The organism is Mycobacterium sp. NGS22 (genome assembly GCF_059813095.1).
The window spans coordinates 146,847-160,134 of the sequence record NZ_JCALDY010000004.1; the positions used below are offsets into that span (position 1 = coordinate 146,847).

At 65.3% G+C, this 13,288-nt stretch carries 11 protein-coding genes; 7 read left to right on the plus strand and 4 right to left on the minus strand.

From position 1 onward, the window contains the following. Window positions 1–69: 69 nt before the first annotated feature. Window positions 70–1,485, minus strand: coding sequence for a serine/threonine-protein kinase (locus AC5Y47_RS05220; RefSeq protein ID WP_499942631.1), 1,416 nt, complete (start codon window positions 1,483–1,485; stop codon window positions 70–72). Window positions 1,486–1,843: 358 nt separating this feature from the next. Here AC5Y47_RS05220 and AC5Y47_RS05225 point away from each other — a divergent pair, with 358 nt between their 5' ends. Both AC5Y47_RS05225 and AC5Y47_RS05230 read left to right on the plus strand, forming a co-directional pair. Next, the gene (locus AC5Y47_RS05225) at window positions 1,844–2,941 is read left to right on the plus strand and encodes a ferredoxin reductase (protein ID WP_499942874.1); all 1,098 of its coding nucleotides are present in this window, start codon (window positions 1,844–1,846) and stop codon (window positions 2,939–2,941) included. 15 nt (window positions 2,942–2,956) lie between these two features. Further along, the gene (locus tag AC5Y47_RS05230; RefSeq protein ID WP_499942634.1) at window positions 2,957–4,360 is read left to right on the plus strand and encodes a fatty acid desaturase family protein; all 1,404 of its coding nucleotides are present in this window, start codon (window positions 2,957–2,959) and stop codon (window positions 4,358–4,360) included. Window positions 4,361–4,364: 4 nt separating this feature from the next. Here AC5Y47_RS05230 and AC5Y47_RS05235 read toward each other — a convergent pair whose 3' ends face one another. Continuing rightward, the gene (locus tag AC5Y47_RS05235) at window positions 4,365–5,864 is read right to left on the minus strand and encodes a glycoside hydrolase family 183 protein (RefSeq protein WP_499942637.1); all 1,500 of its coding nucleotides are present in this window, start codon (window positions 5,862–5,864) and stop codon (window positions 4,365–4,367) included. Between the two features lie 360 nt (window positions 5,865–6,224). On the opposite strand from AC5Y47_RS05235, the gene glgX reads away from it, so the two are divergent. The 5 genes from glgX (at window position 6,225) to AC5Y47_RS05260 (ending at window position 11,370) form a co-directional block, all read left to right on the plus strand. Next, window positions 6,225–8,396 (plus strand): glycogen debranching protein GlgX, encoded by a 2,172-nt coding sequence (gene glgX / locus AC5Y47_RS05240; protein WP_499942876.1) that lies wholly within the window; start codon window positions 6,225–6,227, stop codon window positions 8,394–8,396. Window positions 8,397–8,505: 109 nt separating this feature from the next. After that, entirely contained in the window at window positions 8,506–8,781 is a 276-nt protein-coding gene (locus tag AC5Y47_RS05245; protein WP_499942640.1) for a DUF4235 domain-containing protein, read from the plus strand. Window positions 8,782–8,917: 136 nt separating this feature from the next. Then, on the plus strand, window positions 8,918–9,793 hold the full coding sequence (locus AC5Y47_RS05250) for a DUF1295 domain-containing protein (RefSeq protein WP_499942642.1): 876 nt from the start codon (window positions 8,918–8,920) through the stop codon (window positions 9,791–9,793). After that, entirely contained in the window at window positions 9,790–10,914 is a 1,125-nt protein-coding gene (locus AC5Y47_RS05255; RefSeq protein ID WP_499942645.1) for an FAD-dependent oxidoreductase, read from the plus strand. Before AC5Y47_RS05250 ends, AC5Y47_RS05255 begins: the two co-directional genes overlap by 4 nt. A 12-nt stretch (window positions 10,915–10,926) precedes the next feature. After that, the gene (locus tag AC5Y47_RS05260) at window positions 10,927–11,370 is read left to right on the plus strand and encodes a nuclear transport factor 2 family protein (protein WP_499942647.1); all 444 of its coding nucleotides are present in this window, start codon (window positions 10,927–10,929) and stop codon (window positions 11,368–11,370) included. Here the strand turns inward: AC5Y47_RS05260 and AC5Y47_RS05265 are convergent. Both AC5Y47_RS05265 and AC5Y47_RS05270 read right to left on the minus strand, forming a co-directional pair. Beyond that, on the minus strand, window positions 11,363–12,667 hold the full coding sequence (locus tag AC5Y47_RS05265) for an acyltransferase family protein (RefSeq protein WP_499942650.1): 1,305 nt from the start codon (window positions 12,665–12,667) through the stop codon (window positions 11,363–11,365). The two genes, AC5Y47_RS05260 and AC5Y47_RS05265, sit on opposite strands and share 8 nt — an antisense overlap. Before the next feature lie 95 nt (window positions 12,668–12,762). Beyond that, the gene (locus AC5Y47_RS05270) at window positions 12,763–13,257 is read right to left on the minus strand and encodes an SRPBCC family protein (RefSeq protein WP_499942652.1); all 495 of its coding nucleotides are present in this window, start codon (window positions 13,255–13,257) and stop codon (window positions 12,763–12,765) included. Window positions 13,258–13,288: the final 31 nt, after the last annotated feature.

Genomic DNA, 13,288 nt, shown 5'->3' on the forward strand with positions numbered 1-13,288 from the left:
TGTATCGGCAGGTTGGTCGTTTGCAGAAGGAAGACGTCAAATATGTGTTACCGATGCTGCGGCGGCCGATCAGCGGCGCGGCGCGTTGCCTCGGCGGATCTCCTCCAGACACTGCAGCCGCGTCTGCCCGGTCTGCTGCACGCAGACCTGAACCGGGGTCTCTTGCTCACTGGGCAGCGGCGTCTCGTTGGGTCCCGGAGCCGAGGTGACGGTGGGACTCGCGACGGGCCCCTCGGTCAGCGACCAGATGCCCTTGTCCGGGTCCTGCACGCCCTGCAGCGGCGAGCAGAAAGCGTCGGCCTTGGCCCGTGTCTTTCCGACGCTGCCAAGCGGGTAACACTCCGCACCGATCGCGACCACCGGTATCGGTTCGACGTTTCCCGGGGTCGGTGTGCCGGCGGCTGCGGAGGTGGTAGCGGGCGCCGACGGTGCCGCGCTCGCCGTGGGTGTCGCGGTCCGCGAAGCGGTCGCGGCCCGCTCGTCTTCGTCGGCACGCAGGAACTCCCGCAGCCCGAAAACAATGGCGATCACCAGCAAGATCGCCAGAACCCCGGGGACCAGGACGGCGGGCCGCAGCAGCGATCGACTCGATGGCGGCGACGCGACCGCGGGCAGGGACAGGTTGGTCTCGTCGGCGTCACCGGTGTCGCCCAGGTGATGGCCGAGCGCACGCGCGAAGTCGACGCACCGCAGGTAGCGGTCTTTGGGATCTTTGGACAGCGCCTTGCTGAACACCGGATCGAGATCGGCCAGGGAGGGACGCCGTTCGCCGATCGGAGGGGGTGTCGCGGTGAGATGCTGACTGATCACCACCGCCGGGTTCGTGTGCTGGAACGGGGGCGACCCGGTGAGCAGCTGGTAGGCCGACGCCGCGAGTGCATACTGGTCCGCCCGGCCGTCCAGGTCGTTGCCCATCAGTTGTTCGGGGGCCGCGTAGGCGACCGTGCCGACCGTCATGTTCGTGGCGGTCAAGCCGGTCGATTCGCCCACCAGGCCGGCAATCCCGAAGTCGGCCAACAGGATTCGTCGAGCCGGTGAATCGGGCTGGGCAATGAGCATATTGGCGGGCTTGACGTCGCGGTGCATCATCTTGTGTTCGTGCGCGTAATCCAGCGCCTCGGCCACCGCGGTGATGATCTCGACGACCTCGGGTCCCGGCATCCCGTTCGGATAGCGTTCTTCCAGCAGAGCGCCCGCGTCGGTGCCGTCGACGTAGTCCATGTCGATCCACAGCTGCCCGTCGGTTTCGCCACGGTCGTGCACCGCCACGATGTGCGGGTGCCATAGGGCCGCGGCGGTCTCGGCCTCGCGATAAAAACGCTCGCGGTATTCGCTGTCCGCGGATACGTCGGCCTTGACGACCTTCAGCGCATCCTGGCGCGGCAGTCTCGGGTGCTGAGCCAGATAGACCTCACCCATTCCGCCGGATCCGAGCCGCCGGACAATGGTGTATCCGGCGAACGTGGAGCCTTCGTCGAGCGGCATGGCGGCATAGTAGCCTGCGGCCACGTTGCGCAAACCCAGTCTCGGCTGCGGCGCCGGCATCCGCGTTCTGGTGGGCCCGCGCCCGGAAGCGACCAGCCAACTGGCCGGGTTGAGCGGGGCACCGCGCGGACGAGAACGCAACAAAGGTTTGGTTGTGGGTTTGACCTGCACAGAAGTCGGGGAATCTGCACAGGGCAGCCCAGCCGCGAGCGCGAGGCTGGGCACGCAATACACCGACCTACACGCAGTGAACGTGTGGTACCCGCGTGTCGATTGCAGGATCTCTCATAATCATTGCTATGCAACATATTTCGGATCTTTGTTTTATCTGAGTGAACAACTGTGTACTGTTGGACCCATGGCGGAACGCGGCGCTCAGCCTCAGGTATCCCGTGGCCGTAGGTTGTTCCTGAAAGCTGTCCGGAACTTATTCAAGCCCCTACAGCCCGACGACTACATCGAGATGATCAACCCGTTATGGACAACGAAGGAGTTGCGCGGGAAAGTCGAGCGGGTCGAGTCCCAGGGCTCGGAAGCCTCGAGCGTTCTGATTCGCCCGGGTTACGAGTGGCCCGGCCATAAACCGGGCCAGTATGTGCGGCTGGGTCTCGTCATCGACGGGGTCTACCACTGGCGCGCGTACTCGCTGACATCTGATCCGGAACCCGTCGACGGTCTGATCAGCGTGACGCCCAAGAAGGTGGACAGCGGTGTGGTGTCGCCGTATCTGGTCGAGAAAATCCGGCCCGGGGAACTGGTGCGACTCGGCGAGATCGAAGGCGTGTTCACACTGCCCGAGCCCTTACCCGACAAGATGCTGTTCATCAGCGCCGGCAGTGGCATCACGCCGATCATGAGCATGCTGCGCAGCCTCGATCACCGCGATGAACTGGGCGACGTGGTGCACATTCACTCCGCTCGCACCCGCGAGCAAGTGATGTTCTTGTCCGTCCTCGAAGATCTCGACGGCCGTCACGAGAAAATGCGACTGGACATTCGCCTGACCGGAGATCGCGGCCGACTCGAACCCGAGGACCTGGATGAGGAGTGCCCGGACTGGCGCGAGCGTGAAGCGTTCTGCTCGGGACCGGAAGAGATGCTCGATGCGCTGATCGAGCATTGGGAGAAAAACGGCGATCCGGATCGCCTGCACTTCGAGCGATTCCAGCCGAAGATCGGCGGTGACGCCGGCGACGGCGAAGGCGGCGAAGTCAACTTCCTCAAGAGTGACAAGACGGTCGAATGCGACGGCGGCACATCCATTTTGGAAGCAGGCGAGAACGCCGGCCTGGAACTCGCGTTCGGATGTCGCATCGGGATCTGCCACACCTGCGTGGGCACCCTCAAATCGGGAAAGCTGCGTGATCTGCGCTCCGGTGACATCAGTGAACCCACCGAGCAGGAAGTTCGGATCTGCATCAATGCCGCCGAAGGCGACGTCGAACTAGAACTGTGATCGAAAGGAACCGCAGTGACTTCTACGGTGCAACGTACCGAAAGCCCGTTCGCCCATTTGGGTGAACAAGAGCGAGAGAAGCTGGGTAAAGAACTCGACGCGATTCACGACGACGTGTTCGCCGATCTCGGTGACCGCGACCGCCGGTACATCAAGTCGGTCATCACCGCCCAGCGCCAAATTGTGGTGGTGGGCCGGGTCCTGCTACTGGCCTCTCGATCTAGAACCGCGTGGGTCGTCGGCACGGCGTGCCTGGGGCTGGCGAAGATCTTGGAGAACATGGAGATCGGGCACAACGTGATGCACGGTCAATGGGATTGGATGAACGATCCCGATATTCATTCTTCGAAATGGGACTGGGACACCGCCTCAACTGCGGAGTCATGGCGGCACTCGCACAACTACATCCATCACACGTACACAAACATCCGGGGCAAGGACAAGGATCTCGGCTACGAGATCATGCGTATCGACCCCAACCAGCGTTGGCGTCCGTACTACCTGGGGCAACCGCTCTATAACTTGCTGCTCACCATCTTGTTCGAGTGGGGTGTCGCCGTACACGACATGGATATCGAGGCGATCCGGGCCAGGGAGAAGCCGTGGTCGGAGGTGCGCAAGGACCTGAAAGGCATCAGCGTCAAGGCGCGCTCGCAGATCATCAAGGACTACATCGGATGGCCGGTAATCAGTGCGGGCGCATACGCCTTGGTACAACTGGCCTTCGGTGGACAACTCGAACCGCCGGCGGCATCGCGACTCGGCCGGCGTCTTCGCAAGGTTTCGGGCACGGGACGGGTGGGCGCGGCAGCCACATTCTTCGACAAGGTGTTACCCGGGGTGGAGAGCACCTACCTGCGCACCTTGGCCGCCGACGTACTGGCCAATGTCATCCGTAATGTGTGGGCACACGCCATCATTTTCTGCGGCCATTTTCCCGACCAGACCTACACGTTCAGCGAAGAAGAAGTCGAGGACGAGACGCGCCCGGAGTGGTATTTGCGCCAGTTGGTCGGCGCGGCCAACATCGACGGCAGCCCGCTGTTCCACGTGATCAGCGGCAACCTCGGCTACCAGGTGGAGCATCACCTGTATCCGGATATGCCGGCCAGTCGGTACTCCGAGATCGCGCCGAAGATCAAGGACATCTGCGAGCGCTATGAGCTGCCCTACAACACCGGGCGGTTCTCCAAGCAGTGGTTCATGGTGCACCGCACCATCTTCCGACTGGCGTTCCCGGGCGGGAAGCCACGGCCGAAGCCCGGACCGTACCGCAGCGGGGAGCGGTCCACCCCTCGCCACGAATACAGTGAGGCAAATCGTTCCCGCGAGCGGGTCCCTGCCGAGCACCCGGACTCCGGCCCCGAGCACGAGTCGAGCGGCGTGGAGGTGCAACCGCCGCCGCGCGGCAAGGAGTGACTCGCTACCCCAGCGTGGTGTGCATCAGCATCACGTCGTATGCCGACCACAGCGAGAGGTTGAAGTACACGTCCTTGCCCGTCGACCAGGGATGCATCATCGGCGCGTAGACCCCGCCGGGCATCTGGAAGTTCGAAACCAGCAGATGCTCCGGGCTGTACGGTCCTTGTGGCGCCGGCGCGGTCCTTGCCACGACGTCGTTGGCGCCGTTGGTGTACATCACCAGGTACTGCTTGAGGTAGGTGTTGTACTGGGCCGACATCTCAGCGACCGGACCCGGGATCACCGGTGTGGCCGCCGACGGCTTGTTCGGCACCCAGGAATTCGAATCCCCGTTCCAGTACTCATATTTGGTGAGGTCGGGGATGAAGCGCGGCTGCACCCGCGACAAGTGCGCCGCCCCACCGCGACCATTCGGAGTTCCGAACGAGTACAGGTAACCGTCACCGCCCTTGACGTAGGCGCCCATCTGGAAGTTCTCGTTGCCCTCGACGTACGGCACCCGCGCGGCATCGGGTCCGTTTGCGCGGATGGTGCCCGGGTAGACAGCCCAGTTCTGGCCGTTGTCGGTGGACATCGCGATCCCGGAGTAGTTGGTCCACCACTCGCCGTCGCGACCCCAGTCCTTGATGGACATGAAGTTGATGTACTGCGTCTTTCCGACGGAGATGGCAGCGGTCGGGATGATTCCCGTCTCTTCCTTCGCGTATTTGATGCTGTTGATGACCTGTCGGGAAAAGCCCGGCTGTTGTGTCGGGGACCCGGCGTATCGGTTGGACGGGTCGCCGGCGGACACGTGCAGGCCGTGGGACAGATCCTGGTCGGTGCTGCGGAACAGCACGTTGTAGCGCCACTGGTCGCCCTTGACGGCGCAGTAGCCGAAGGTGTCGCCGAAGGCCATCAGCACCTGGCGGTTGGCGGGATCACCGTTGTCCCAGAGGATCCCGAGATCGGTACCGGAGATGCCGAAGCGCTCGAGGGTCTTGTTCGGGCCTTCCGGACCGGTCACCCACTCGACCAGCGCGGTGTTCGAGCCTCCGAGAGCAGCACCGGAATCCGGTGCGCCCTCGGGTACGGCCGGTGCCGGCGCCGGGTTGGGCGGGACGGCTGCCTCGGGGGCCAACTGTCCGGCGGGGGGCTGCTGGCCGGCCGCGGGAGGCGCCGGGGCCGGCGGCGCGGGGTTGGCGCCGGGGACCAGCGCTTGCTGTTGCAGCGGCGCGGAATACCGCTGACCCGGTTGTTGGACGCGCTGCAGCGGACCCACCCGCGGCAGCGGGGCGCGATCATTCGCACCGCGGGGCCGCTTGTTCATCGGGCCGAGCACCTTGCCGCCCGGGTTGGTCACCACCGCGTTGGCCGGCGGCGGGACATTGGCTTCGGGCGCGCTGCACGGCAGCGCATGCGCGTTGGGTGTCAGCCCCGGGACAAGGACGGTCGGGAGCAGCAGCCCGATCGTGGCCGTCGCTGCCAGCGATACCGAAACGTAGCGAGGAATCGCCGACATGTCGCACCTTTCCAGGGTCGGACGCCCGAATTGACGTCCGCAGTGGGTTGATGTGACGATAGTGACCGTTGTGACCGTTGTGACCGTTGAGCTGACAATAGGTACCCGTCCGTGACCGTGTCGCAATCCATTCGTCGGTCGTCATCCAGGGAGACGACGAGCTGTGCGGGAGCCCGAAACCGCCGTCGGCGCAGGCGAATTCACGCAGCACGCACCACCTTGACGGCGACGCCGCCGCGCCGGCGGTAATGCGTGCGGCATTGAGAGACATCTCATGCTTAGGTCGCCCTTGCAGCGGATATACAGGCGGGGGTCGCGGTCCGGATCGGACACCCACATCTAGGAGGCACGGTGGTCACGATTGGCAGTTCGCAGGGCACCGCCGGCGACAGGACCGGTCCGGAAGAGCGCCCCGAAGTCTGGCCCGGCAAGGCCTACCCGCTGGGCGCGACCTACGACGGATCCGGGACGAATTTCGCGGTGTTCAGCGAGGTCGCCGAACGGGTCGAGCTGTGCTTGTTCGACGACGAGGGCAACGAGACCAGGATTGCGCTGCCCGAGGTCGACGGATTCGTCTGGCACGCCTTTCTGCCCAGCGTCGAGCCGGGCCAACGGTACGGATTCCGGGTGCACGGCCCCTACGATCCCGGCAACGGTCAGCGCTGCAACCCCAACAAGCTGTTGGTCGACCCCTACTCCAAGGCGATCGACGGCAGCTTCCAGTGGGACCAGTCGCTGTTCAGCTACAACTTCGGCGATCCCGACAGCCGCAACGACGAGGACTCGGCCGCCAACATGCCCAAGTCGGTGGTGATCAACCCGTACTTCGACTGGGGGGTGGACCGGCCGCCCGGTCACGAATACGCCGACACCGTCATCTACGAGGCGCACGTCAAGGGCCTCACCCAGACCCACCCGGCGATCCCCGAGCGAATCCGCGGCACCTACTCGGCGATCGCGCACCCGGCGATCATCGAACACCTGACCAACCTGGGCGTCAATGCAATCGAGCTGATGCCGGTGCACCATTTCGCCAACGACTCGACGCTGATCGACAAGGGGCTGTCAAACTACTGGGGCTACAACACCATCGGATTCTTCGCCCCGGACTTCAAGTACACCGCCAGCAACAATCCGGGCGGGCAGGTGCAGGAATTCAAAGCCATGGTGCGCACCCTGCACGAAGCCAACATCGAGGTGATCCTCGACGTGGTGTACAACCACACCGCCGAAGGCAACCACATGGGGCCCACGCTGTCGATGCGCGGGATCGACAACGCCGCCTACTACCGGCTGGTCGAGGACGACAAGCGGTACTACATGGACTACACCGGCACCGGCAACAGCCTCAACGTCGGGCATCCGCACACCCTGCAGCTGATCATGGACTCGCTGCGCTACTGGGTGACCGAGATGCACGTCGACGGCTTCCGGTTCGATCTGGCCTCCACACTGGCCCGCGAGTTCTACGACGTCGATCGCCTTTCCACGTTTTTCGAACTGGTGCAACAGGATCCGGTCGTCAGCCAGGTCAAGCTGATCGCCGAACCGTGGGATGTCGGCCCCGGCGGCTACCAGGTGGGCAACTTCCCCCCGCAGTGGACGGAATGGAACGGCAAGTTCCGGGACAGCATCCGCGACTTCTGGCGCGGTGAGGACGCCATCCTCAGCGAGTTCGCGTCCCGGCTCAGCGGTTCGGCCGACCTCTACGAGCACACCGCGCGACGGCCGGTGGCCTCCATCAACTTCGTCACCGCGCACGACGGTTTCACGCTGCGAGACCTGGTGTCCTACAACGAGAAACACAACGAAGCCAACGGCGAAGACAACAACGACGGCGAGTCGCACAACCGGTCGTGGAACTGCGGCGCCGAAGGCCCTACCGACGATCCCGAGATCAACGCGCTGCGCGCCCGCCAACAACGCAACTTCTTGGCGACAACCATTCTGTCGCAGGGTGTTCCGATGATCTGTCACGGAGACGAACTCGGCCGCACCCAGAACGGCAACAACAACGGCTTCTGCCAGGACTCCGAACTGACCTGGATCGATTGGGAGAACGCCGACACCGAGCTCATCGAGTTCACCCGTGCGGTGACCACCCTACGGGCCGAGCATCCGGTGTTTCGCAGGCGGCGCTTCTTCACCGGCGCCCCGGTGCGCCACCGCGGTTCGGCGGGCATACCGGACATTTCGTGGTTCCGCCCCGACGGCTCGGAAATGAGCGACGAGGACTGGGACTCCGGCTTCGGCAAGTCGGTGGCGGTGTATCTGAACGGGCTGGGCATTCCGGGCACCGATACGCGCGGTCAGCGCATCACCGACGATTCCTTCGTGCTCTGCTTCAACGCCCATCACGAGCCGATCGATTTCGTCCTTCCCCCTGACGAATTCGGGCCGAACTGGATTCCCGTGCTCGATACCGCGACCGGCGACGGACAAGTCGAGCAGAACGATCCGCTGCCGCCGCAGGGCAAGATCACCGTCGAGGGTCGCGCCGTGGTCGTGTTGCGGCTCGAGCGCACCGATTAACCACGAGTTCACGCCGCCGATGCCGATGCCCGACCGACGTTCGGTGCCGATTCGACGGCGTCGTCGCCGGGTATCTGATTAAGCAACCGTCCGGAAACGAAGGATTGTCATGAGCGCGAAGTCGAAAACCTTGTACATGCCGCTGTCGATCGTCACCAGCGTGACCGGTGGGCTGCTGGCCGGCGCCGTTTTCAGCCAGGTATGGAAGCGATTCAGCAACGACGAACCCGCGCCGCCCGATCCCAAGGATCTCAGCAACTCCATGCGCTCCGCGCTGATCGGCGCCGGCCTGCAAGGACTGATCTTCGGCGTGGTCAAGGCTGCGGTGGACCGGGCCGGTGCCCGCGGCTATCAGGCCGTGACCAACGAGTCCCCCGTGCCCTGACGTCACCGGTCGCTGTACTAGAACGTGTTACAGTCTGCCCGACCGGGGCCTCCCGGGCAGCATGGGCAAGGAGACCCGATGGCTTCTCAGCGCCGACGAGATTCTCGAAAAGCACAGTCGCAGCAATGAACCGGTGATGAGCAAGACGCGTTCGCTGGCGCTGGTGACCGTCGCATACGTGGTCGCGGTCGGCGTCGCCGCCGTCTGGCTGGCATGGGGACCGACCACCGGACGCCTCTGGCTGGACACGTTCGTCGCCGACGTGCTGGCGACCCTGGTAGTGTTCGCGTTCAGCCGCGGGTATCGCAATTCCAGTTTCTACGACGCTTATTGGAGCGTCATTCCGCCGCTGCTGACCTTTTACTGGTGGAGCCAGTCCGGCGTGGACCAGCTGCGGTGTTGGCTGGTCGCGGTACTGGTCACGGTGTGGGCGGTGCGGTTGACCGCCAACTGGGGGTACGGGTTTCCCGGACTGCATCACGAGGACTGGCGCTACGGAATGTTCCGGGAGCGCGCCGGGCGCTGGGAGTTCGTTGTCGACCTGGTCGCGATCCACCTCATCCCGACGGTTCAGGTCTTCGCCGCGATGCTGCCCGTGTATGTCTGCGTGACCCGTCCCGGCAGTGACATGCGGTGGCTGACGGTGACGGCCTTCGTCGTCGGGCTGGCCGCGGTGACCCTCGAATTGGTCGCCGACGTTCAGTTGCACCGGTTCGTGGCGAACCGGCGCCCCGGCCAGGTGATGGACCAGGGACTGTGGAGCTGGTCGCGGCACCCGAATTACTTCGGGGAGTTCACCTTCTGGCTCTCCCTGGCATTGTTCGGAGTCGCCGTCGCACCGTCGGACGCGTGGTGGCAGATCCTGGGGGCGCTGGCGATGCTGGGGATGTTCCTCGGTGCCAGCATCCCGATGATGGAGACGCGCAGTCTCGAGCGCCGGCCCGAATATCGACACGTCATGGACCGGGTGCCCCGCTTCGTGCCGCGACCACCGCGGCACGTCCCGGCATGAGTCGCAAGCGCGTCGTCATCGCCGGCTTGGGCGACGTGGGTTTGTTGACCGCGATCCGGCTGGCTCCGCATGCCGACGTCGTCGGAATCTCGGCGAAACCCGGGCTGGTCAGCGGGCAGGAGCTCGGCGTGAGGCTGGCCCGTCCCGATGACTGGGCGCGTGACTACTGGATACCGTTCGACCGCTTCCGGGGACTGGACCGGGTGCGCACCGTCCAAGCGACGCTGACAGGGCTGGACTTGACAGGCCGCACCGTCGCGGCCCGACGCGCCGACGGCACGGTCGTCACCGAATGTTTTGACGCGCTGGTCATTTCGACCGGGGTCAGTAACGGGTTCTGGCGTCAGCCCACGCTGCAGTCGCCTGCGGATGTGGGTGTGCAGCTTTACGCCGCCCACGAGCGGCTGATGACCGCGAAGTCGGTGGCCGTCATCGGCGGCGGAGCGGCCGCGGTCAGCAGTGCCGTCAACCTGGCCACCACGTGGCCCGACAAGCAGATCGACCTGTACTTTCCCGGGGACCGCCCGCTGCGCGAGTACCACCCGCGTATCTGGAACCGCGTCCATGCCCGATTGACCGGACTCGAGGTGGGCCTGCATCCTGGGCACCGCGCCGTGATCACCGACAGTTTCACCGGCAACGAGATCACCAGTGACCCCGTTCGCTGGAGCACCGGACAGACCCCGGCCGTCGCCGACGCCGTGCTCTGGGCGATCGGCCGGGTGCGCCCCAACACCGAATGGTTGCCGCCCGAACTGCTCGACGAATGCGGATTCGTCCGGGTGACACCGGAACTGTGGGCTCCCGGGCATCGGGACGTGTTCGCCGTCGGCGACGTCGCCGCCACCGATCCGCTGCGCAGCTCGGCCCGAAACCGCGGAGATGCGTTGGTGGCCAGCAACATTCGTGCCGCGTTCGCCGGGCGCCCGTTGCGGCCTTTCCGTGCCCCCCATCGGCGGTGGGGTTCGTTGGTGGGTATCCAGCCCGATGGGTTAGAGGTCTTCTTCCCCACCGGTCATGCGTTCCGCTTTCCCGCTTGGGCGGTCGAGCGGGTGGTGATGCCGGGGATCGTCCGCTCGGGTTTGTACCGCGGTGTGCGCGAGAACCGTCCCTTCGGGTGAGAGGAGCAAGACGTGGAACTCTGGGAATTGGTTGCCCGCGAACAGATCAGAGATACCCTCGCGCGGTACAACTGGTCGGGTGACGCCGGGCGGGTGACAGCCCTGGCCGAAACGTTCTGCGCGGACGGTGTTCTCGAGGTTCGTGGCATGGAACCGCTGCGCGGCCGGTCCGGCATCGCGGCGTTTCTCGGCAACGTTGCGGGTGGCGTCGCCACCACCGGTTCGGACGTCAAACCCGTCGTCCGGCACATCCTGACCAACGTGTGGTTCACCGACCTGGCTCCGCAACGTGCCGAGGTCTCGTCGTACTTCACGGTCGCAACTCACGTCGGGCTCGACCACTTCGGTCGTTATCGCGACATTCTGGTACCGGACGGCCACACATGGCTGATCCAGCACCGAAAGGTATCGACCGACTGGGCAGCACCCGACTCGGTGATGGCGCGGCCTAGCTGATCGCCGGTACCCGTCGGCCGACGCTGAGCCGTGCGGCCGCCGCGGCCGTCAGGAAACCGCCGAGTGCCGTCCACCCGTCGACCCCGGCCAAGCCGTTCTTCGCCAGCAGCACCAGCGCAATGCCGGCTGCGCAGACCAGCGCCCCGGCCACCCCCGACCATCTGCCGGGTTCGACTGGCGCGTCCCACCATGGCAGCCGCCGATGTTCGAGCGGCGACAGCAGGCGAAAGGTCACAGCCATGACGGCGGCGAACACCAAGGCGCGCAACGCCAACAGCCCCCAGAACCCCGGTGCGTGCACGTCATAGGCATCCAGGCCGACGGCATGCAGGGCGAAGGTGGCCACCGCGATCGCCGGGATGTGCCACAGGTAAAGAGTCATCGCGCCGCCGTTGCCGACCATGACCGCGCGCCAGACCTTGGGTCGCTCGGCCCAACGGCGGACCGGACCCGCGACAGCGACGAACATGCACGACATCCAGGTGCAGTGCAGCGCCAGTAACAGCGTCGGCGGGGACACGTTCGAGATCCGCTCGGTACCGGTCACCACCAACGACACCTCGTATGTTCCGGTGACGGCCAGCACAACCTGCGCGGCGAGCGCCGACAGCGCCGCGACGATCGCTGCGCGCACACCGATCAACTGCCGCGCGTAGGCGACACCGATCGCTACCGGGATCAGCCACACGATCACGAAGTTCGCGACACCGGATTCGGCGGTGCCGACCGCGAACCGGATCCCGTCGACCGCGGCAGCGGCCACCAGCAGGCCGACCACCACCAGCGCGACCACGCGCCCGGAGCGCATCCGAGTCATCATCGGCACGAAGGCCAGCACCACCAGGTAGACGCCGAGGAACCAGAGCAGCGCCACGCACTCGCGACCGAGTCCCGCCGCGGATTCCGCTCCGAGGGTCGCCTGCACCACTACCAGGGCAGCGGCCCACGTCGCGAGGTACCAGAACACCGGCCGGCACAACCGCTGGGCGCGGGTGAACAACCACACGCCCCACTTCGTGCCCGAGTGCCAGCCGTAGGCGCCGGCCGCACCGCCGGCCAGGAAGAACAGCGGCATCACCTGGACCACCCAGGTGACCGGGGCTATTGTCGGCAGCGCGCCGAGCAGATTCCCGATCTGTACCCCGTCGGAGTCGATGGTGGCCAGCAACAGCGCGCAATGCCCGAACATGACGACGACCAGAGCGGTCAGGCGCGCGACGTCGACCGCGCGGTCGCGTCCGCGCACCGCCGCCTCGGAAACCGCAGCCGGAAGGGGCAGGAATGTGGCGAAGGGCATTCGACCAGGATGCCCGGTTCGCGGCGGACTGCGAATGAGTAGTCCTACGCGTTCGGCGAGACCCGGGTTGACCTGCGAGGACGCCGTCTCGGAGCTTACGTCGTGCCGCTACGGCGGGGATAACCGCGGCGCACGGTTCGGTCCAGGATGCCCAGCGTCGCCCGCAGCGCGCCTTCGGAGATGACGGGGAAGATCCCCGCGTCGCGCCACTTCTGGTCGATGTCAGACCAGTCGTAGAACGAGGTGACCACGGTGCCGTCGGAGCCGGCCGGTTCCAGCCGGTACCCGTAGACGTGGCCGATCTGGGGCCGGATCTGACCCAGGATCGTCCACGCGATCAGCCGGTCCGGTTCGAATTCGCTGATCTCGACCGTGACGTCGTAATTGCCGAGTTGCGGAAAATCATTCAGCGACTCGCGATCCATATGGACCACGAAACTGTCGCCGACCGCTTGGACCGGTCCGCCATCGGCGTCCTGCAGCATGCCCGACGAGTCGATCGCCACGTGGCCCTGGGGATCGCACAGCACCGCGAAGATGTCCGCCGCCGGAGCCGCGATGGTGCGCTGGATTTCGATTCGGTCAGTCATTGGTCCTCGCAGTCAGGAGTTACGGGTCGAG